The organism is Nocardia yamanashiensis (assembly GCF_021183565.1).
Classification (GTDB): Bacteria; Actinomycetota; Actinomycetes; order Mycobacteriales; family Mycobacteriaceae; genus Nocardia; species Nocardia yamanashiensis.
Genome location: NZ_CP089226.1, coordinates 6514659 through 6536352, shown reverse-complemented (window position 1 = coordinate 6536352; position 21694 = coordinate 6514659). Strand labels below are relative to the sequence as shown.

At 68.9% G+C, this 21694-nt stretch carries 9 protein-coding genes; 5 read left to right on the top strand and 4 right to left on the bottom strand.

Annotation, left to right across the window (positions count from 1 at the left end; genetic code table 11):
• From LTV02_RS30170 to LTV02_RS30150, 5 genes are all read left to right on the top strand, one after another.
• Positions 1-3012: a DNA polymerase III subunit gamma and tau gene (locus tag LTV02_RS30170; RefSeq protein ID WP_233035174.1), complete on the top strand. Its 3012-nt coding sequence runs from the start codon at positions 1-3 to the stop codon at positions 3010-3012.
• A gap of 257 nt (positions 3013-3269) precedes the next feature.
• The gene (locus LTV02_RS30165; RefSeq protein WP_233035173.1) at positions 3270-4481 is read left to right on the top strand and encodes an acetyl-CoA C-acetyltransferase; all 1212 of its coding nucleotides are present in this window, start codon (positions 3270-3272) and stop codon (positions 4479-4481) included.
• Between the two features lie 35 nt (positions 4482-4516).
• On the top strand, positions 4517-6670 hold the full coding sequence (locus LTV02_RS30160) for a 3-hydroxyacyl-CoA dehydrogenase NAD-binding domain-containing protein (RefSeq protein ID WP_233035172.1): 2154 nt from the start codon (positions 4517-4519) through the stop codon (positions 6668-6670).
• A 244-nt stretch (positions 6671-6914) separates the two neighbouring features.
• On the top strand, positions 6915-10520 hold the full coding sequence (locus tag LTV02_RS30155; RefSeq protein WP_233035171.1) for a serine/threonine-protein kinase: 3606 nt from the start codon (positions 6915-6917) through the stop codon (positions 10518-10520).
• A 62-nt stretch (positions 10521-10582) separates the two neighbouring features.
• Positions 10583-11989, top strand: coding sequence for an alpha/beta hydrolase (locus tag LTV02_RS30150; RefSeq protein WP_233035170.1), 1407 nt, complete (start codon positions 10583-10585; stop codon positions 11987-11989).
• Positions 11990-12283: 294 nt separating this feature from the next.
• Here the strand turns inward: LTV02_RS30150 and LTV02_RS30145 are convergent, their stop codons facing one another.
• From LTV02_RS30145 to LTV02_RS30130, 4 genes are all read right to left on the bottom strand, one after another.
• Positions 12284-13600, bottom strand: a complete 1317-nt coding sequence (locus LTV02_RS30145) for a class I SAM-dependent methyltransferase (RefSeq protein WP_233035169.1) — start codon at positions 13598-13600, stop codon at positions 12284-12286.
• A complete protein-coding gene (locus tag LTV02_RS30140; protein ID WP_233041751.1) occupies positions 13597-15027 on the bottom strand; it encodes an FAD-binding oxidoreductase in 1431 nt (476 codons plus the stop codon). The genes LTV02_RS30145 and LTV02_RS30140 overlap by 4 nt, the downstream gene beginning before the upstream one ends.
• A gap of 160 nt (positions 15028-15187) precedes the next feature.
• Positions 15188-15511: a hypothetical protein gene (locus tag LTV02_RS30135; protein WP_233035168.1), complete on the bottom strand. Its 324-nt coding sequence runs from the start codon at positions 15509-15511 to the stop codon at positions 15188-15190.
• Positions 15512-15598: 87 nt separating this feature from the next.
• A complete protein-coding gene (locus LTV02_RS30130) occupies positions 15599-21640 on the bottom strand; it encodes a WD40 domain-containing protein (protein WP_233035167.1) in 6042 nt (2013 codons plus the stop codon).
• Between the last annotated feature and the right edge of the window lie 54 nt (positions 21641-21694).

Genomic DNA, 21694 nt, shown 5'->3' with positions numbered 1-21694 from the left:
GTGGCTCTGTACCGGAAGTACCGACCGGCAACGTTCGCTGAAGTGGTGGGTCAGGAGCACGTCACCGATCCCCTGAGTACCGCGCTCGACACCGGGCGGATCAGTCATGCCTACCTGTTCTCGGGTCCGCGCGGATGCGGCAAGACCTCCTCCGCGCGCATCCTCGCGCGCTCGCTCAACTGCGTGCAGGGCCCGACCTCCAAACCCTGCGGCGTCTGCGCCTCCTGCGTGGCGCTCGGTCCCGGCGGGCCGGGCAACCTGGACGTCATCGAGCTCGACGCGGCCAGCCACGGTGGTGTGGACGACACCCGTGAGCTCCGCGACAAGGCGTTCTACGCGCCCGCCGAATCCCGGTACCGCGTCTTCATCGTGGACGAGGCGCACATGGTCACCACCGCGGGTTTCAACGCGCTGCTCAAGATCGTCGAAGAGCCGCCCGCTCACCTGATCTTCGTGTTCGCCACCACGGAACCGGACAAGGTCCTGCCGACCATCCGCTCCCGCACCCACCACTACCCGTTCCGGCTGCTCCCGCCCGCCACCATGCGCGGCCTGCTCGGCAAGATCTGCGACCAGGAGAACGTGCAGGTCGAAGAGTCGGTGTACCCCTTGGTGATTCGCGCCGGCGGCGGTTCCCCCCGAGACAGCCTCAGCGTCCTGGACCAGCTGCTCGCGGGCGCCGGCCCGGAGGGCGTCACCTACCCCCGCGCCGTCTCCCTGCTCGGCGTCACCGATATCGCCCTCATCGACAATGCGGTCGACGCCCTCGCCAACTCCGACGGCGCGGCCCTGTTCGGCACCATCGACAGCGTCGTGGAAGCCGGCCACGATCCCCGTCGCTTCGCCACCGACCTGCTCGAACGCCTCCGCGACCTCATCCTGCTGCGCGCCGTCCCCGACGCCACCGAACGCAACCTGGTGACCGGCCCCGGCGACGTCCTCGACCGTATGCGCGCCCAGGCGAACAACATCGGCCCCGCCACCCTGGCCCGCCACGCCGAACTCCTCCACGAGGGCCTCGGCGACATGCGAGGCGCGACAAACCCCCGCCTCCTCCTCGAGGTCATCGCCGCCCGCATGCTGCTCCCCGCGGCCTCCGACACCGAATCCGCGGCCCTGCAACGCCTCGAATCCCTCGAACGCCGCATAGCCAACGGCCTCCCCGCCGCCCCGGCCGGTGCACCGCAGCCGCAATCCGCCCCCTCCGCCGGTCCCGCCTCGAACCAAGCCGTCCAAGGCAACAGCGTCCCGGCCGCCCCGATCGCACCCCCCGCTGGCGGCAACCGCCGCCGAGGCGCTGAGGCGCTCGCCGCCCTCCGTGCCGAAAAGGGTGGCGACCCAACCCCTCCCGGCGCGCAGGCTGGGACGGCCGCGGCCACTTCTTCTACCCCGCCGCAGGCTGCCGAAGTCACGCGACCGACTTCCGCGCCGGACTCCGCGCCCGCGCAGCAAGCCCCTGCGGTGCAGCAGCCGACGGCGCACGGGGTTTCCGGAGAGCCGGAATCAACTCCGACGCCGGTTCAACAGGCTGCCGAGCCGGAAGCGGCTGCACAGCCCGCCGCGACGGCTGTTCGTCCACCGGAACTGAGCCCCGTTTCGGCTGCGGCGGTCCAAGTCGCGGCAACCACCGGGGGGCAATCGGATTCCGATGCGGGTGCCCCGGCCCCCGCGAATGTCGTTGCAGCACAGGGGCAACCGGCGCATCCGGCGGAGCGTGCCACCGCCATGCCGTCCGAAGCCGTCGGCGCCGCGCCCGTCACGCCGTACGAGCCTGACGCGGGGGAACCGGCCGTCACGGCCCACTCGGCTGCGATGGAATCCCCGGCCGTGGACGCCGTCGACACATCGCAGCCCGCCGGGGATGCCGTTGTGGAAGCGCCGTCGGGTGCGGTGGCAGCCGAGGCGGAAGCGCTTTCGGCCGTCGCGCGTGAGACCGATCGAGCGGCCGAACAGGCTGCACCACAGCGCATCTCCGAATCGCTGCCGGATCCGGCCGACGCGGCGGGGCCGGATGTCGCCGCCGGTATCGCGCCGGACGTAGCGGTTCCCGGCGCCGAAGCGCCGTCTCTTCCGGAGATTGCACCGGCGGCGGAAGCCGTTGGCGCTCAGCCCGATTCGACTGCCGGAAGCTCCGGTGTCGCGTGGGGTGCGCCGGTCGGCGCCGCTCCGGGTGCGGTCGGGGCCGACGCGGAGTCCGGTGCGGCCGAGGCCGCCGAGCCGGCGGTCGCGGCCGGTGGTGCGCTCGCGCACGCTTCCGACGACGTGCTGCAGGAGATCGAGGCGGCCTGGTCGGATATCCGGGCCAAGGTGCGGGAGTTCGGGGCGGCGGTGCAGGCATTGCTGTCCGGGGCGAGCGTGGCCCGGGTCGAGGGGATGACGATCGTGTTCGCGCATCAGCACGCGCCGTTGGCGCAGCGGTTGTCGCAGCCGAAGAACCTGGAGGCGGTGCGGTCGGCGGTCAAGGCCGTGCTGGGGCGCGATCATGACGTGAAGTGGGAAGTCGGCGGGTCGGGGTCGGCTCCGTCGGCTCGGGGCGGGGCGAGCGGTTCGGGCGGGCGGGGACCGGCGACCAAGGAAGCGGAGAAGAAGGCGGCCCCGAAGTTCTCGCGGCCGAGTCAGGCCAAGGGGGCGGCCCCGGCGGCTCCGGCGGCCGAGGCGCCGGCCGGATGGGGGAGTGCGCCCGAGGTGAAGGCCGCGCCCGCGGCGCCGGTCCAGGCTCCTGTCGAGCGGGGTTCCGGTGGTTCGGGTGCGGGCGCGCCCGCACCGCAGGTGACGCCGTACGACGACGATATTCCGCTGCCCGACGGCCCGGACCTCCCGGACGACCCGGGGGCTGTTGACTACCCGCCAGTAGGTTATGACGGCGTTCCACCTGCCACTACGGAGGAGGAAGAGCGCGAGATGCTGGAGGAATCGGCGAAGCCGGTGCCGGCGGGGGAGCGGCGCGACCCGGATGATGTGGCGCTGGAGCTTTTGCGAGCTGAGTTGGGCGCCACTCCCCTGGAGGGTTGACAGTTCGCCTGTGGAGGGCCTTAAGTTAACCGGAGTTCGCATCGCGGCGTACTATGATCGGGTGGCCGTGAGTTCCGGTTCGGTGAGGTTCTAAGGTATGCCCAGGCGTACGGGCTACTGGCGAGTCAACTAACTGGTTCCTGTCGCAGTTTGTACAGCGTCAGGACGGTCGGTTCGCGAGGACCGATCGGCGAGGGTAACCCGCGGCCAACCCGCACATCGCGGTGTCGGCGCACCTAAGAGAGGACAACTCGGATATGACCACTGAGGCCTACATTTACGAGGCCATCCGCACTCCGCGCGGCAAGAACCGTAAGGGCTCGCTGCACTCGGTCAAGCCGATCGACCTGACCACCGGTCTGGTCGCGGAGCTGCGGAACCGGTTCCCGAACCTGGACGAGGACCGCATCTCGGACATCATCCTGGGCGTCGTCTCGCCCGTGGGTGATCAGGGTGCCGACATCGCCCGCACCACCGTTCTCGCCGCGGGTCTGCCCGACACCGTCGGTGGCGTCCAGATCAACCGCTTCTGCGCCTCCGGCCTGGAAGCCGTCAACCTGGCCGCCCAGAAGGTCCGCTCCGGCTTCGAGGACCTGGTCATCGCCGGTGGCGTGGAGTCCATGTCCCGCGTGCCGATGGGCTCCGACGGCGGCGCCATGTTCATGGACCCGAAGACCTCCTACGAGGCTTACATTGTCCCGCAGGGCATTTCGGCCGACCTGATCGCCACCATCGAGGGCTTCACCCGCGATGACGTCGACGCCTACGCCGTGCGCTCGCAGGAACTGGCCGCCAAGGCCTGGGACAACGGCTACTTCAGCAAGTCCGTCGTGCCGGTCAAGGACATCAACGGCCTGACCGTGCTGGCCGACGACGAGCACATGCGTCGCGGCACCACCGCCGCCGACCTGGGCAAGCTGAACCCGGCCTTCGCCGGCATCGGCGAGATGGGCGGCTTCGACGCCGTGGCCATGCAGCGCTACACCTATGTCGAGAAGATCGACCACGTGCACACCGGCGGTAACTCCTCCGGCATCGTCGACGGCGCCGCGCTGGTGCTGGTCGGCTCCGAAGAGGCCGGCGCCGCTTCGGGTCTGACCCCGCGCGCCCGCATCGTCGCCACCGGCATCTCCGGCGCCGACGCCACCATCATGCTGACCGGTCCGACCCCGGCCGCGCACAAGGCCCTCGCCAAGGCGGGCCTGACCGTGGACGACATCGACCTGTTCGAGATCAACGAGGCCTTCGCCTCCGTGGTGCTGAAGTTCCAGAAGGACCTGAACATCCCGGACGAGAAGCTCAACGTCAACGGCGGCGCGATCGCCATGGGCCACCCGCTGGGCGCCACCGGCGCGATGATCACCGGCACCATGGTCGACGAGCTGCACCGTCGCAACGCGCGCTACGCGCTGGTCACCCTCTGCATCGGCGGCGGCATGGGTGTCGCCACCATCATCGAGCGCGTCTGACGCCCACCCGAGACTTTTCAGGAGAACGAAACACAATGACTGAGAACATGATCGGCTGGGAAAAGGACGCCGACGGCATCGTCGTGCTGACCATGGACGACCCCAACCAGGGCGCCAACACCATGAACCAGCTCTACAAGGACTCCATGCGGGCCACCGTGGACCGCCTGGTCGCCGAGAAGGACGACATCACCGGTGTCGTCATCACCTCCGCGAAGAAGACCTTCTTCGCCGGCGGTGACCTCAAGAACATGATGCAGACCACCAAGGCCGACGCCGCTGCCATCATGGAAGAGCTGACCTTCATCAAGGACGACCTGCGTCGTCTGGAGCAGCTCGGCAAGCCGGTCGTCTCCGCCATCAACGGCGCTGCCCTCGGCGGCGGCCTGGAGATCACCCTCGCCACCCACTACCGCATCGCGGCCGACATCAAGGGCGTGCAGCTGGGCCTGCCCGAGGTCTCCCTCGGCCTGCTCCCGGCCGGCGGCGGCGTCACCCGCGTGACCCGCATGCTGGGCATCGCCAACGGCCTGATGGGCGTGCTGCTGCAGGGCCAGAAGTTCACCGCGCAGAAGGCCAAGGCCACCGGCCTGATCAACGAGGTCGTCGGCTCGGTCGAGGAGCTCGTCCCGGCCGCCAAGGCGTGGATCAAGGCCAACCCGGACAAGGGCGTGCAGCCCTGGGACGTCAAGGGCTACAAGATCCCCGGCGGCACCCCGTCCACCCCGGCGCTCGCCGCCAACCTCCCGGCGTTCCCGGCCAACCTGCGCAAGCAGCTCAAGGGCCAGAACATGCCGGCGCCGCAGGCCATCATGGCCGCCGCGGTCGAGGGCGCGCAGGTCGACTTCGACTCCGCCTCGCTCATCGAGTCCCGCTACTTCGTCTCCCTGCTGACCGGCCCGGTCGCGAAGAACATGATCCAGGCGTTCTTCTTCGACCTGCAGTCGATCAACAACGGCGGCTCGCGTCCCAAGGACATCCCGAAGCGCGAGATCAAGAAGGTCGGCGTCATCGGCGCGGGCATGATGGGCGCGGGCATCGCGTACGTCACCGCCAAGGCCGGCATCGACGTCGTCCTCAAGGACGTCACCATCGAGGCCGCCAACAAGGGCAAGAACTACTCCGAGAAGCTCGAGGAGAAGGCTCTCTCCCGCGGCAAGACCACCCCGGAGAAGTCGGCCGCGCTGCTGGCTCGCATCACCCCCACCGCCGATCCCAAGGATTTCGCGGGCGTGGACTTCGTGATCGAGGCCGTCTTCGAGAAGCCGGAACTCAAGAACGCGGTCTTCCAGGAGATCGAGGACATCGTCGACGCCGACGCGCTGCTCGGCTCGAACACCTCGACCCTGCCGATCACCCTGCTGGCCAATGGCGTGAAGCGGGCCGAGGACTTCATCGGCATCCACTTCTTCTCGCCGGTCGACAAGATGCCGCTGGTCGAGATCATCAAGGGCGAGAAGACCTCCGACGAGGCGCTGGCCCGGGTGTACGACTACACCCTCGCGATCCGCAAGACCCCGATCGTGGTCAACGACTCGCGTGGCTTCTACACCTCGCGCGTCATCGGCAAGTTCATCAACGAAGCCATCATGATGCTCGGCGAGGGCGTCGACCCGCAGACCATCGAGCAGGCCGGTCTGCAGGCGGGCTACCCGGCGGCGCCGCTGAAGCTGTCGGACGAGCTGAACTTCACCACCATGCAGAAGATCTACAAGGAGACCGCCGAGGCGATCATCGCCGCCGGTGGCGAGATCGACGCCGCTTCCGGCGCGACCGCGCAGATCCTCGACAAGCTGGTGGACGAGTTCGACCGCAAGGGCAAGGCCGGCGGCGCGGGCTTCTACGACTACGCCGACGGCAAGGCCACCAACCTGTGGCCCGAGCTGCGCACCCTGTTCAAGACCTCGCGGGAGCTGCCGGAAGGCGTCACCCTGCAGGACCTGAAGGACCGCATGCTCTTCGCCGAGGCCATCGAGACCCAGAAGTGCTTCGACGAGAACGTGCTGACCTCGACCGCGGATGCGAACATCGGTTCCATCTTCGGCATCGGGTTCCCGGCCTGGACCGGTGGCACCCACCAGTTCATCGTCGGCTACCCGGGCGGCCAGGAGGCCTTCGTGGCCCGCGCCGACGAGCTGGCCGCCAAGTTCGGCGACCGCTTCCAGGTTCCCGCCTCGCTGCGTAAGTAATCGGGTTGCGGGCGCAAATGCGCCACTGACCTGATGTTTCACCCGGCCCGGGCCGCGTTTGTCGCGGTCCGGGCCGTTGTGCATTCTGGGGATGCTTGGTCTTGTCCGCCCGGGTTACTCGTAGCTGTGTCGAATCGTGTACGTCTGCGCCGGGACCGCGCTACGTTGGATTATGCGCGGGTGAACACCGGAACAGCCCGTACGCGATTCGGTACGCGCTCTTTCCAGTTCGAGGTGGCCAGAGATGAATCCACAGGCGCGCCCGGGAGGCTCCCGGAGTGAATCCACCGGAGCCGAATCCGCCACCGCGGCGTATATCCCCATGACCATCACCGACGAGCTCGAGGCCATGGGCCTGTTCGACGCCGAGGAGATCGGTCGCGGCGGGTTCGGTGTCGTATTCCGTTGTGCGCAAAAGACGCTGGATCGGATTGTAGCCGTGAAGGTGCTCTCCTCGGAGATAGACGAGGAGAGCCGGGAGCGGTTTTTACGGGAAGAACAAGCGATGGGCCGGCTGTCGGGCCATCCGAACATCGTCGACATCCTCCAGGTCGATGTGACGCCGGCCGGTAAGCCGTTCATCGTCATGCCGTACGCGGTGCACGGCTCGCTGGAGCGGCTGGTGCACGAGAACGGGCCGCTGACCTGGGAAGATTCCCTGCGGGTCGGGGTGAAGCTGGCGGGGGCCATCGAGACCGCGCATCGCGCCCAGGTGCTGCACCGGGATGTGAAACCGGCCAATGTGCTGCTCAGCCGCTACGGCGAACCGCAGCTCACCGATTTCGGAATCGCCCGCATCCCAGGCGGATTCCGCACGTCGACCAGTCTGATCACCGGTTCGCCCGCGTTCACCGCGCCCGAGGTGCTCAAGGGCGACGAGCCGACCGTGCGCTCGGACGTGTACGGGCTCGGCTCCACCCTGTTCGCCCTGCTGACCGGCCACGCCGCCTACGAACGGCAGGCGGGGGAGAAGGTGGTCGCGCAGTTCCTGCGCATCACCAGCCAGCCGCTGCCGAACCTGCGCGAACACGAAATCCCTTCCGACGTAGCGGCGGCCATCGAAGCGGCCATGTCGACCGATCCGCGCGACCGGCCCGCCAGCGCGGTCGAATTCGGCGATCTGCTGCGCGCGGTGCAGCGCGAGCACGGGCAGGTGCCCGACGAGATGGCGCTGCTCGACGGCGACCTCACCGGCACCGCCGACGGGCCGGATCCCACCGGCTCCCAGACCTATTCGCGACAGCGCACCGGCACCGTGGTGACCGCGCCGCGCGGCCGGTCGCTGTCTTTCCGGCCGCCCGGACCGGCCACCGAATCCTTCCCGGGCGGCGGCACGGCGGTGGGCAATACGCTGCCGCCCACGGCCGCAACGAAATTCCGGCCGCCGACCTCGGTCCGGGAACCGGTGACGCGGCCGCGGCTGCTGGATCCGCTGCGCGCGGGCGGCCGGCGGCGGCTGGCGGTGATCCACGGTCCGGCGGGGTTCGGCAAGAGCACCCTGGCCGCGCAATGGTGCGCCGAACTCACCGATCGCGGGGTGGCGGTGGCCTGGATCGCCATCGACCGGGACGACGACAACGAGGTGTGGCTGCTCGCGCACATCATCGCCGCCATCCACCGGGTGCGCCCGGAGATCGGCGCGGGCCTGGAGCAGGTGCTGGAGGAGCGGACCGCCGAAGCGGTGCCGTACGCCGTCTCCGCGCTCATCGACGAGGTGCACGCCGGCGGCGGCACCGTGGTGGTGGTCGTGGACGACTGGCATCGGATCACCGATCACGGTGCGCACCGGGTGATGGAATCGCTGCTCGACAACGGTTGCCACCATTTGCGTTTCGTCATCACCAGCCGGGAGCACGCCGGGCTGCCGCTGAGCCGGATGAAGGTGGCCGACGAACTGGTCGAGATCGGCTCCGGGCAATTGCGGCTGACGCCGGAGGAGACCCGGCAGATCCTGGTGGAGCGCACCGGGCTGGAACTGTCCGACCGGCAGCTGGAACAGATCCACACCGCCACCGACGGCTGGCCCGCCGCCATCCAATTGGCGAGCCTGTCGCTGCGCAATGCCGGGCAGGACGCGGACGCCCTGGTGGCGCGGCTGTCCGGGGACAACAAGTCGATTCGCGACTATCTGGCCGAGAACGTGCTGGACGCGCTCGACCCGCGAATGCTCGAATTCCTCACCGCCATCGCGATTCCGGAGCGGGTGAACGCCTCGCTGGCGGAGGCGCTGACCGGAATGACCGACGCGGCGCAACTGCTGGAGCAGGCCGAACAGCGAGAGTTGTTCGTGCACCGGCTCTCCGACGATTCGAGCTGGTACAAGATGCAGCCGATGGTGGCCGAGCATCTGCGGGCCCGTCTGGAGCGGGCTCAGCCGGGCGCCGGTAAAGCACTGCACCGCAGGGCTTCCCGCTGGTTCGCCGAGCATCAGCTGCTGCGGCAGTCGGTGGATCACGCGCTGGCCGCCACCGATTTCAAGTTCGCGCTCGACCTGGTCGAGAACGGCGGCATGGATCTCATCGACCGTTCCCGGCTGGCCACGCTGTTCGGGACGGTGTCGAAACTGCCTGTGCAGCAGGTGACTTCGCGCTCCAAGCTGCTGATGGCGCTGGCCCGCGCCAATGTGAACCTGCAGCAGTCCGGCGCGGCCCGCACCGCGCTGGGCCGGTTGTCGAACATGCTGGCCCGCAGTTCACCGACCGATGCCGAGGCGGTGCAGCAGCGCTGCCAGGCCGCGGTGCTCGGGGCGGCCGACCAGATCGCGCGCGATCGCACCGAAGGGGTGCTGGAACGCCTCGCCGACTGCCTGCGCCTGGCCGACGAACTGCCCGCCTGGACGGTGTCCACGGCGGCGAATCTCGCGTCTTACGTCCGGCTGTGCGAATTCGACTTCGTGGGAGCGCGGGAGACGCAGGACTGGGCCGCGCCGTATCACGCCCGTTCCGCCGATCCGCTCGGCGAAGTGTTCGGGCTGTGCGGGCAGGGCGCCGCCGCCTACGAACAACTCGATATCGTCGCCGCCGATCGCTGTTTCGATCAGGCCTGGCAGACCGCTCGCGACCGCTCCGGTCCGCGCTCGCACGCGGTCCGGGTGGCCGCGGCGCTGCTCGGCGAGGTGACCTATCGCCGCGGTGAGCTGGACAGCGCCGAACGCCTGCTGGATCAGAGTCACGAACTGCTGCCCAAGGTGGGCCCGGTCGATTTCCTCATTCCCATCTTCGTGATCGGCGCCCGGGTGAAGGCGGTGCGTGGCGACCTGGAGACCGCCACGGCCCGCCTCGACGAGGGTGCGCGTATCGCGGTGGACCGCAAGCTCACCCGGCTGGCCGCCCATATTCGCGCGGAACGCCTGCGCCTCGGGCTGCCCGCCGATCCGCTGACCGCGGGGCTGGTCACCGATCCCATGGTGCGGGCCATGCGCCATGCCAGCGGCGCCGCCGCGCTGGCCGCCGAGGCCGAGGAGATCGCGACCGTCCGGGCGCTGCTCTACCGGCATTACCACGGCGACGACCGCGCCCCCGACGATTTCGCGCCGCTCGGCACCGACGACACGGCCGTCAAACGCGCCCGCGCCCTGCACGGCCGCATTCGCGAACAGCACCGTCCCCGTGCCGAACTCGACACCGCCATTCTGCTGGCGGAGTGCCTGTCCGCCGCGGGCTGGATGGGGGAGTCCATCGCCACGCTGACTCCGGCCGTCATCCGCTGCGCCGAACTCGGCTGGACCCGGCCGCTGCTGGACGCGGGCCCGGGCGTGCTCGGCATCCTGCGCACGCTGCGCAATGAGATGCCGTTGGGCGCGGTCGATTCCGCGGAACTACCCCGGCAGTTCCTCGACGACCTGATCTGAGCTGCCGGCGGCCGCCAGCATCCCCGGAGCTTGTTCACAGCGTTTCTCGAGGAACGCCGACCATGATCGCCGTCGTGCCTCCGCCGCCGCCGCCGAACCCCGTGCAATCGGTCAACCGGACCTTTCATCATGGGCTGTCGCTGCTGCACGGTTGGGTGCCGCAGGTGCTGGTGTTCGTGGCGGTGCTGGTGCTGGTGGTGGCGTTCGCGCGGGCGTCGCGCCGCTGGTGGCTGGTGGGCGTGCCGGTCAGTCTCGGCGTCGGGCTCGTAGCCGCGTGGGGCGCTTGGGCTTACATGAACGACGAAGGGCTGGCGTCGAATCCGGCCCCGATGCTGTTGTGGGTGTGCATCGGCGCGACGGCGGCGGCGCTGTCTGCCGCGGTGGTGGGTGTGCGTTCCGGCGCGGTGTGGCAGCGTGTGGTGGCGGTGCTGGCGGTGCCGGTCGCCCTGCTGAACGCCACTGTGGTGCTGAATCGATGGGTGGGTTACTACCCGACGGTGCAGGCGGCCTGGGCGGCGGCGACCGCCGAGCCGCTGCCGCATCAAACGGAACTGGACGAGCTTGCGGCGCTGCGGAACACAGATGTGGGGGCCGGCCGGATCGTGCCGGTGGATATTCCGGAGTCGGGCAGCGATTTCCGTCATCGCACCGAGTACGTGTACCTGCCGCCCGCCTGGTTCAAGGGCGATGCCCCGCCCGCGTTACCCGTGGTGCTGATGATCGGCGGCGAATTCAACACCCCCGCCGATTGGGTGCGCAGCGGCCAGATCATGCCCGCCGTCGACGATTTCGTGGCGTGCCACGGCGGAACAGCCCCCATCCTCGTATTCGTCGATGCCGGAGGCAGTTTCAACAATGACACCGAATGCGTGAACGGCCCGCGCGGCGACGCCGCCGACCACCTGACCCGCGACGTCCCCGACTACCTGAAGTCGGAATTCGGCGTCGCACGGGATCCGGCGCAATGGGCGGCCGTCGGCTGGTCCATGGGCGGCACCTGCGCGGTCGACCTGGCTGTCATGCATCCCGAACTTCTGCACACCTTCGTGGACATAGCCGGTGACGCCGGACCGAACTCGGGCACCAAGGACCAGTCGATACGCCGATTGTTCGGTGGCGACCCGACCGCCTGGGCGACCTTCGATCCCGAGACCGTGATGGAGAAGCACGGCCCGTACACCGACATGGTCGGCCTCTTCGACGATCTGACCCCGCCCAAGCGCCAAGGCGGCAACGGCCGCCCCCACCCCACTCACCCTGCGCTGGAAGACGATTCGGCCGGCTACGGCGGCCGCGACGCCGTCTACGACAGCGGCGAGATCGGCGCCGCGGCGGCCCTGTGCGATCAGGGCCGCCGAGTCGGCATCGACTGCACGGTGTACACCACCGAAGGCAGCCACACCTGGCAATTCGCCGCCTCCGCCTTCACATCCTCACTACCCTGGCTGACTTCCCGCCTCGGCCTGTGAGGCATCACGCCTTCGCTCGCCCACGACTTACCCCGGCCGGTGAGGGCTCAGGGGCTTCCCGGCCGCCGGTCGTCTTGGCCCGTGAGGTTTCAGGGTCTGCCCGGCCGCCGGTTGTCTTGGCCCGTGAGGTTTCGGGGTCTGCCCGGCCGCCGGTCGCCTTGGCCCGTGAGGTTTCAGGGGTCTGCCCGGCCGCCGGTTGTCTTGGCCCGTGAGGTTTCGGGGGTCTGCCCGGCCGCCGGTCGTCTTGGCTCGTGGGGTTTCAGGGGCTTGCCCCTGAGAGTTACGAGAGTTGTCTCAAGCCTTCCACCACGGCCGCAGCGGCACCGTCCACGCCTGGTCGGCCCCCAGCTTGACGCCGAGGACCTGGTGTAGCTGCACCACGTTCCGTTCGAACCCGAGCTGGCAGCCGGCCATGTACAGGCCCCACACCTTGGCGGTGCCCTCGCCGACTTCCTTCACCGCGGCATCCCAGTTCTCGACCAGGTTGTCGCACCATTCGGCGAGGGTGAGCGCGTAGTGGTACCGCAGGTTCTCCTCGTGCAGCACCTCCAGGCCCACGTTCTGCGCCTCGGAGATGATCCGCCCGGACCCGGCCAGCTCCCCGTCCGGGAACACGTACCGATCGATGAAATCGCCCGCCTTGGTGGTGTGCTTGTTCTCCGGCCGGGTGATGGAGTGGTTGAGGAACAGCCCGCCGTCGCGCAGCTTCGACTTCATGAACTCGAAGTACGCCGGGTAGTTGTGCACCCCGATGTGCTCGGTGAGCCCGATGGAGGACACCGCGTCGAACCCGGATTCGCGAATATCGCGGTAGTCCGAATGCCGCACCTCGGCCAGTTCCGCCAGCCCGTCCTCGACGATCTTGGCCTGCGCCCATTCGGCCTGTTCGGCCGACAGCGTCGCCCCGATCACCCGGACCCCGCGCTTGGCCGCGTACCGCACCATGCCGCCCCAGCCGCAGCCGATATCGAGCAGCCGGTCCCCGGCCTTCAGGTTCAGTTTCTCGAAGACCAGCCGGTACTTGTTCTCCTGCGCCTGTTCCAGCGTCCAGGCCGGATCCTCGTAGGCCGCACAGGTGTAGGTCATGGACGGCCCGAGCACGTACTCGTAGAACGTATTCGAAACGTCGTAATGATGGTGGATGGCTTCCGCGTCGCGAGTCTTGGAGTGCCGCAGCCCTTCCAGCGCGATGCGCCGCCAGCGCGGCAGCGTCTCCTGCGGCGGCGGCGCGATGGGCTTGAGCAGTTCCCAGCCCAGCGAGCGCGCGATGACCACCAGCTGCATGGCGGTGGGCCGGCGGAACTTCATGCTCCCCATGGCCTTCAGCAGCTCGTACGGGTCGCCCGGGTGCACGCCGTGCGCGATCATGTCACCGGAGATGTAGGCGCGCGCCATGCCCAGGTCGCCGGGCGCGGTGGCGATGTAGTTGACCCCGCGCGGGCTGGTGATCTCCAGGCCGAATTCCGAATCCTCCGGGCCGGTGCTGCTGCCGTCGTAGGCGGTCAGCCGGATGGGCACGGGTCCGTCGATCAGCGTCTCGAAGATCTCGGCAATGGTGAGCTTGGTTCCGAGCTCCGTGAAAACGTCGGAACGATCCTTGAACGTGGTCATTTGCGTTGCACCGCCTTCGAATACAGATCCAGTAAACGATGATCCGGGTCGTAGGTTCGCTTGAGTTGCCGATAGGTGTCGCCGCCGTAATACAGCGCGGCGAAGTCCTCCTCGGAGTAGTAAGCATCCGAGTAGAGCGATTTGTGCCCGTCCAGCCGGGATACTTCGTCCTCGATGGCGCGATTGGCCGCGCCTTCGATCTGCCCCGCCACGGTCGGCACCGCGGACCAGAAGCCGACGTTCACGTAGGTCCGGCCCGGTTCCAGCGGGTACAGCGGCCACGGCTGTTCACCCTCGGTATCGCGCAATCGCAAGGGGCACAACCAGATCGGCTCGATCGGGATCTCGCGCAGGAACCAGTCCAGGAAGTCGGCGGTGCGCTCGATGGGCACCTCGATGTCCTGCACCACCCGCTCGCGCGGCAGGTTCCCCTGCCGGGCCTCCAGCTTGTCCCCGATGTGGTACTTGTGATCGAGCGCGATCAGCTTCCAGTAGAAGCTGGAGCGCAGGTACTTCTTCGGCCAGAAGCGCCGGATCTTCGGGTTCTGGGTGCCGAAAGCCCGTGAGCACCAGAACCAGTCGGTGTCCCAGCGCCACAGGTAGTCGGAGATGGTGAGCCGGTCCCGCTTGGGCGTCTTCGAATCGTGCTGGATGGACCGGTAGTAGATGTTCATCCCGGTGTAATCGCTGGTCGGCCCCGGTTCGTCGGTTTGCCGCCCGACGGTCAGATAGCTCTCGTCCGCGCTGAACACCACACCGTCGAGATAGTCGACCCGCTCCCCGGCGTACGAGCGGTCCGCGATGATCTGCGCCATGGTCGCCTCCAGCTCCCGCAGATCATGAAACCTGATGTGCCGCAGCGCCACATACGGTTCCACCGCTTCCAGCTCGATTCGTAACCGAGTCGAATAGCCCAGCGTGCCATAGGAGTTCGGGAAGCCCCGGAACAGATCGGCGTGCGCGCCGTCGCGGGTGGCGGTGACGATCTCGCCGGCTCCGGTCAGCACGTCGATCTCCAGCACCGATTCGTGTGGCAGGCCATTGCGGAAGGACGTCGATTCGATGCCCAGCCCGGTGACCGCCCCGCCCAGGGTGATGGTCTTGAGCTGCGGCACCACCAGCGGCGCCAGCCCGTAGCGCAGCGTGGTCGCGACCAGGTCCTCGTAGGTGGTCATGCCCGCCACGTCGGCGGTCCGGGCCTCCCGGTCGACCGCGATGACCTGGTTCAATCCGGAGACGTCGAGGCCGGGTGCGGGGTTCTTGGCGCGGGCGCGGAAGAGATTGGACGTCTTCTTGGCCAGGCGCACATCGGCGTCCGGCGGTATCGCCCGATACGAGGCCAGCAGTCGATCGACGCCTGCTCGATGCGCGGCGAAACCTGATTCCTGTGCGGCCGGTGCGCGGCCGGCCTTCCCCAACAGACTCACTGCCACCCTCGGAACCTATCGTGCACCGGACGGTCCGGCCAGCAAGATGACACCGGCGGGGCGGTTTTTCACGCAGGGTTTGCATACGTGTCGACGGTCCCCACCTGCTCGTGTTCGAGTCTATTCCCGCTGCGAAGGTGAATATTCTTACGCTTGCTAACTATCTGGTAACCAAATAGTCCGATTCGCGCCGGAATTCCGCCGTCAGCCCGACCGTCCCGCCCGCCACCAGCAAACCCCCGATACCCAGCAGGATCCACGGCGCCCACCCGCTGTCGTCCCGCTGCTCGTCGAAGGTCCGGCTGACGGTCCGGCCGTTGCGGGTGATCGCGCAGGTGTCACCCGGATGCATCTGCCGCCACCCGCACATCACCTTGCCGGAACTGTCCGCCAGCGAAGCGCAACCACCGATGATGAGACCGGCCCCGAAAACCGCGCAGAGCAGATAGGGCACCGCGTCCTTGACGCGACGCACGGTGTGCATGGCGAGCGATCTCCTCGAAAAACCCGGTACAGCAGCGGAATCCGGCCGGATCCGGCTGCGGCGTAGCATAGCCGGGCCCGGCCGCGCTCACAGCGGCTCGTCGAGCCGGAGTTGCCGGATCTGCGGCTGATACGGCTCCAGCTCGCCCACCTCGAACCGGTACATGCCGATCACCTGCCAGAACTGGCCCGCCGTCAGCCCCTCCGCCTTGTAGCGGCCGTCCGGGGTGAATGCCACCCAGCCCTCGGGCAGGCCGAGCAGGGTCGCGCGCAAGGCGGGTGCGTCGCCCAGCGACCAGACCATGACGCAGCCATCGTTGCCGCCGCTCACCAGCAGGCCGCCGGCCGGATCGAAAGCCAAGGACCGCACCCGGTTTCGATGCCCCGACAGGCTGTGCAGCAGTTGCCCCGACGCCAGATCCCACAGCTGGATGACCAGGTCGTCGCCCGCGGTGGCGAGCAGTCCGGCAGTGCGGTCCACCGCCGCGCACCAGAGCTTGCCGTGATGCTCGCCGAGCCGGTACAGCGGTTGCTCGGCGCGCGGATTCCAGATGCGCACGGTGGCATCCCAGGACACCCCGGCCAGCCGATCGGCGTGCACCCCCACCCCGTAGACGCGTTTGAGCGGCTCGGATTCGCGAGTGTCCCAACCGGATTCGCCCTGCTGCCGGTCCGAGAGCGTATCCAGCAGGGTGCCGGTGGCCACCTCCCACACCCGGATCTTGCCGTCGTCGCAGCCGGTGGCCATGCGCCCGCCGTCCGCGGTGAAGGCGATCGACCGCACCCGGCCCCGATGTTCCCCGCACACCGCGTGCTCGCCGCCGGTATTGAGCGTCCACAGCGTGACGGTGTCGTCGTCGTTGGCGGTGGCGAACAGCCGTCCCGCCGGGTCGTAGGCGACGGCCCAGACGGGCGCGGAATCGATGCTGATCCGCGTCTCGTGCGCGCTGCCGTCCACCGCGAACACCCGCAGTGTGCCGTCCCGGGCGACGGTGGCCAGCTGTTTCGGATCGTGCGGTGCGAAGACGGCCCAGTCCAGCGGGACCAGCGAATCCGTATCGCCGTGAATCCGGTCCACCAGCCGCCCGGTCCGGAGGTCCCACAGCCGGACACTGCCGTCGTTGCCGCAGCCCGCGATCAGCGTGCTGTCCGCGTTCACCGAAACGCCCCGCACGTGCCGGCCGTGCCCGGTCAGCACATGGCGGCACGCCCCGGTGCCCGGATCCCAGATCCGCAGCGCGGATTGCCCGTCGGCGACGGCCAATTGGCTGCCGTCCGGCCGGAAGGAGAACGGCCAGATGGAGCTGGTGTGCCCGGCCAGCCGATGCCGCGGCGCACCGTCGCGCGCGTCGCGCACGAACACCAGCCCCGCCGCGTCGCCGGTGGCGAGCAGTTCCCCGCCCGGATCGAAACTCAGCCAGTGCACCGGGACGCTGCGGTGTTCGGCGCGATGCTGGAATACCGTGCCGGCCAGGGCATTCCACAGGATCACCGCCCCGGCATTGTCGCCGGTGGCCAGCAGCGCCGGGTCGCTGGGATGAAATGCCAAGGTGTAGACGCTGCCTCGATGCCCGTCCAGCCGATGACGCTGTCCCGTTTCGAGATCCAGGATCACCAGACTCCCGTCCGCCCCGCCCGCCGCCAGCCGCGTACCGGACGGGTCCCACGCCAACCGCCGCACCGACTCCGGATCGCCCGGGAAGGCCGCTGTCTCGGAGCCGGTCCGGGCGTTCCACACCCGGATCGTTCCGTCCTGATACGCCGCGGCCAGCCGATCATCGTGGAAGGCCAGGCTGAAGATCCGCTGCGCGAACCCGCGCGGCGGCCCGAATCGATGCCGCAGCTCGCCGCCCGGCAATTCGAAAACCCGCAGCACTCCCGCCGCGTCCCCGGTCGCGAGCAGGCCGCCGCCCGCGTTCACCTCCAGCGGCCACGGCCATTTCGCGAAGTCGCTCAGCAGTTTCCGCAGTTCCCCGGTCGCCGCGTCCCAAATCCGTGCCGTCCCGTCCGCCGACCCCGAGACCAGCACGTGCTCGGTGAACGCCACCGCAACGGCCCGCGCCTGATGCCCCTGCAAGGTCCGCAACGTCCGCCCGGTATCGGCCCCGTAGATGACCACCCCGCCGTAATCGCATCCCAATGCGATGGCCCGCCCGTCCGGACTGTAGGCCAGCGGCCGGGGCAGCCGTCCGTGCTGCGTATCGATCCCGTGCCGGACTCCGATTGTCGCCGGGGCGAATTCGGTTCCGGACCCCGTACCCGGCACCTGAATGGCCCCGGCCAGCGCGGTATTCGCCGGACGCCCGGTGGCCTCGATCAGTACCGCCCGGGTCCACCGGCTGCCCGCCCCGCGACTGCCGGACAGATCGGTCCGCACCAATCGCGCCGCGGTCAGATCGGCGCGCGCCAGATCGGCGCCGGTCAGCGCGGCATGATCCAGCCGGGTGCGATGCAGCCGCGCCCCGCTCAGATCGGCTCCGCTCAGGTCGGCGCCACCCAGATTCGCCTCGGTCAGATCCGCGCCCCGCAGATCCGCCCCGGTCAGCGTCGTCCGCGCCAAATCGGCCCCGGCCAGCCGTGCCCCATTCAAGTCCGCCCCGTCCAAAGCGGTATCACTCAGCCGCGCCCCGCTCAGATCGGCGCCCGAGAGATTGATCCGCCGCAGATCCCGATCCGATAACTCCGCCCCGGCCAGCATGGCCCCACTCAAATCAGCATCGGGCCGGATCCGCAATCGAGTCGCGATGCGCACCGCATTGGCCCGCCCGATGGCCGCCGCACCGTCACGAGCTGTCGCGCCCGCCGTCGCTGAACTACCGGTGCGACGGTCGCTGTCAGCAGTGGAAAGCTTGCCGTCGCGGGCGCTCTCGCCGTCGGGATCGCGATCATCGGCCTTGCTCGTCTCTGTGCCGGTGGAATCCAGTCGATTCGTATTCCCGGGGCGCCTCGCGGGTTCGGCGGTGACGTCCGGGTCGATGCGGGTTATCCAGGAGCGCAGGGCGGTGATGTCGGCGAGGTCGCAGAGGAAACCGACCGCCATATCGCTGAGGTGGCGTTCGGTCAGCGGGCCGGGAGTTGCCGTGCCGCTGTCGAATTCGTCGCTGACCTGCCGCATCACCAGCCATTCGGTGACCGAGGGGTGGATCAGGGCGAAGCGGTTGTCTTCGGTGCGGACGACGAGGCTGCGGGCTCCGAGATAGTGGGCGAGTTGGGCGACGCCGAGGTGATGGGTGCTGCCGAACCGTTCGGCGACGAGTTGCGCGACCTCGTTCAGGTCACCCGGCCCGAGGTCCGTCAAGCCGAGATCGGGTTCGCCCGAGTTCCAGACGCGGAGGGCGAAAAGGGTTACGGCCGTGCGTAGTTCGTCGAGGCGTAGTTCGCTGCGGCCGTCGGGCCCGGCGGGCGCTCGGCTGATCTCGTAGCGCAGCCAGGTGTCCAGCAGGGCTTCGTAGAGCATGGTCGGCCCGATGAGTTCGCCCGCGTCGGCCACACCGCGCAGGCGGTGCTCGTCGAGTTCGGCGATGAAGCTGAGCATGCGCGGGTTGCGGGCCAGGGCGAGCAGGGCGGGGATGCGGTGCAGCAGGCGCATGCGGTTCGCGGCGGCCGATTCGGCATCGGGGTAGCGATTGCCGAGGAAGTCGCGGACCTGGTCGTCGGTGAAATCCTCGATGCTGATCAGGGTGCGGTCCGAGCGGGTGCGCAGGCGTTCGCCGAGGGCGATGGAGACCTGGTCGCGGGAGCGGAAGTGCTGGGTGCGGGCGGCCACCACCACTTTGGCCTTGCCGACGGCGGCTTGCAGCAGGGTGTCCATGTGGTCGGCGGCGCTCTCGTAGCTGAGCCGGGACACCAGTTCGTCGAAGCCGTCGAACAGCAGCACCACGCGACCCTGTTCGAGCATGTAGTTCAGGGCCGCCAGATCGATGCGGTCCTCGCCGTGATTGGCCAGGTGCGCGGCGATCAGGGTTTCCACCGTACGGGTGCGGTCGAGGGTGCGCAGTTCGATGAACAGCGGAACCAGGGTGGGTTCGCGGGCGCTGATCCGTAACGCCAGCTCGCGCAACGCGAACGATTTGCCGCGCCCGAAATCGCCGAGCAGCAGCACGAACCGGCCGTCGTCGGCGGTCACCTGATTCAGCAGTTCGTCGATCAGGTCTGAGCGGATCTCGCGGCTGCCGCGCTCCAGGATCCGGAAGCGTTGCGGCACATACAGGGTGGAGGCGTACCGCGGCTCCTCCCGCAGCCGCACGGTCTGATTGCGCAGGTATTCGCCGAGATCGACCAGTCCCTGGAAATCGATGAAACTGCGCACCAGCACGCCCCGCAGCCCCGCGCGTTCCCGCAAGCGCCGGTCGGGCGCGCGGCCGCTGTAGACGAGTTCGGAACCCGGCTCCGGATCCTGGTTCAGGAATTCCTCGACGATCGGCCAGGTCACCTCGCCGTCGTGCACCCCGATCCGCCACTGGTCCACCACTTCTCCGCGCTTGGCCGTGATCAGCAGGCACGGCAGCCCGGCCGGAATGCGCCGGAGCTTGGCCCCCGGATACCGCACCCGGCACACCTCCTCGATCCGGTCCAGCAGCAGATCGATGGGCCGCAAGGCCGGAGCCGCGGGCGGTTCGGGGGTGGGCGCTTTCCGGAGCTCGACGACCGGCCGGCTGCTCGGCAGCGTCTCCGCGGCATGCCGCCAGGTGCGCTCGAGGGAAACCGTTCCGCCCGTGCCGTTCTCACACGGATACCGGGTCAATCCGGTCGCGGTCACATGAATGATCTCGGCCCGTCCGGGTCCGGCGGCGGGCAGCACCGGCAGCGCATCGCCCAGCGTGCCCGCGTGCACGCCGCCCGGACCGGGCCCGTGCAGCAGCAGATTCAGCCGGGGCGCGAGATGCCGGAACGCGGCGGCGGTATCGCGCAGCAGTTCCGGATGCCACGGCGAGGTGCCGGTATCCGGCAGCGGGTCGTGGCGCAGCACGCCGAGCCGGAACCACCCCTGCCGCTCGAACTCCCGCAGCTGCTCGGCGAACCACAAGGCCTGTGGATCGCCGAGGAAGCCGTAATCGTCGTCCGCCAGATGCGTCGCGGCCAGCGTCGAATTCAGTCCGGCCACGACCATGCGCAGCTCGGGAATCGGGAACAGCGTCCACGGCTGGGTGCTGCCGAACACCAGATCGTCCATGCCCCGGAAGACCTCGGTGAACATGCGCTCGTACAGTTCGAGCTTGCGATAGTACGGCGGTTGCGGGCGGCGATTGTTGGCCTCGCATTCCAGCATGTACGAATGGCACAGCGGTTTCGACACGTCGTGATTGCCCGGCACCACCACGACCCGCCCCGGCTCCAGCTTGAGCAGCACGCGCAGTCCGCGCAGAAATGTTGCCGCGCTCTGGAATTCGGTGAGGTTCGCCGATTCGGTGAGATCGCCGCTGACCACCAGCAGATCCGGGGCGGGCACCTGCCGGTCCGCGAGTTCGCCGACCGCGCCCCGGATCTGCGATTGCAGCGTCTCCGGATCGTGCGCGGCGGCATCGAGCGTCCCGGCCCGCCCGAAGCGCGGGCCCGCCACGTGCAGTATCGAAACCCCGGTGCGCCGCTGGTCCGGTGCGCCCCCGCCCGGGAACGCCGGCGCGGTCGGCGGACGCTTCCGCCCCGCCCCGGGCGGCTCTTCGAAATGCCCGAAGCCGCTGCGCCGCACCGGGAATCCCGGCCCGCTCCGACCGCCCGGCAAGCGCGCCACCCACTCCAGCACCTGCTCGCGCGCGGCCGCGCCATCGCTCACCTGCACCAGATCCAGGCAGTCGACCCCCGCCGGCAGCGCCTCCAGCGAGCACCCCGTCACCCGCACCGCCAGCAGCTTGCCCGGGTCCGCGTCCAGCGCCGCCCGCCATTCCGGATTGGTGTGCCGAGCCGCCACATAGTTCGGCGACCACACCACCAGCACCGCCGCCGCTTCCCGCACCCCGCGATAGGCGAAATCGTCGAAATCCGCCCCCGGCGCGAAGTCCCAGGACTGCAGCAGTGTCCGATATCCCGCCCCGGCCGTCTCCAGCTCCCACGCCAGCCAGGTCGCCCACCGTTCGTCGGCCGGCGAGTAGCTGATGAAGAACTCTCCGGGCCGCCCTCCCGTCGAACTCACCGCACCAGTATTACTCTGCGGAATACTTATCGGGGGCAACTGAATAGGATCGGA

Coding starts and splice junctions, on each gene's coding strand:
- LTV02_RS30165 (WP_233035173.1), top strand. CDS start 3,270: ATGACCACTGAGGCCTACATTTACGAGGCCATCCGCACTCCGCGCGGC.
- LTV02_RS30160 (WP_233035172.1), top strand. CDS start 4,517: ATGACTGAGAACATGATCGGCTGGGAAAAGGACGCCGACGGCATCGTC.
- LTV02_RS30155 (WP_233035171.1), top strand. CDS start 6,915: ATGAATCCACAGGCGCGCCCGGGAGGCTCCCGGAGTGAATCCACCGGA.
- LTV02_RS30150 (WP_233035170.1), top strand. CDS start 10,583: ATGATCGCCGTCGTGCCTCCGCCGCCGCCGCCGAACCCCGTGCAATCG.
- LTV02_RS30145 (WP_233035169.1), bottom strand. CDS start 13,600: ATGACCACGTTCAAGGATCGTTCCGACGTTTTCACGGAGCTCGGAACC.
- LTV02_RS30135 (WP_233035168.1), bottom strand. CDS start 15,511: ATGCACACCGTGCGTCGCGTCAAGGACGCGGTGCCCTATCTGCTCTGC.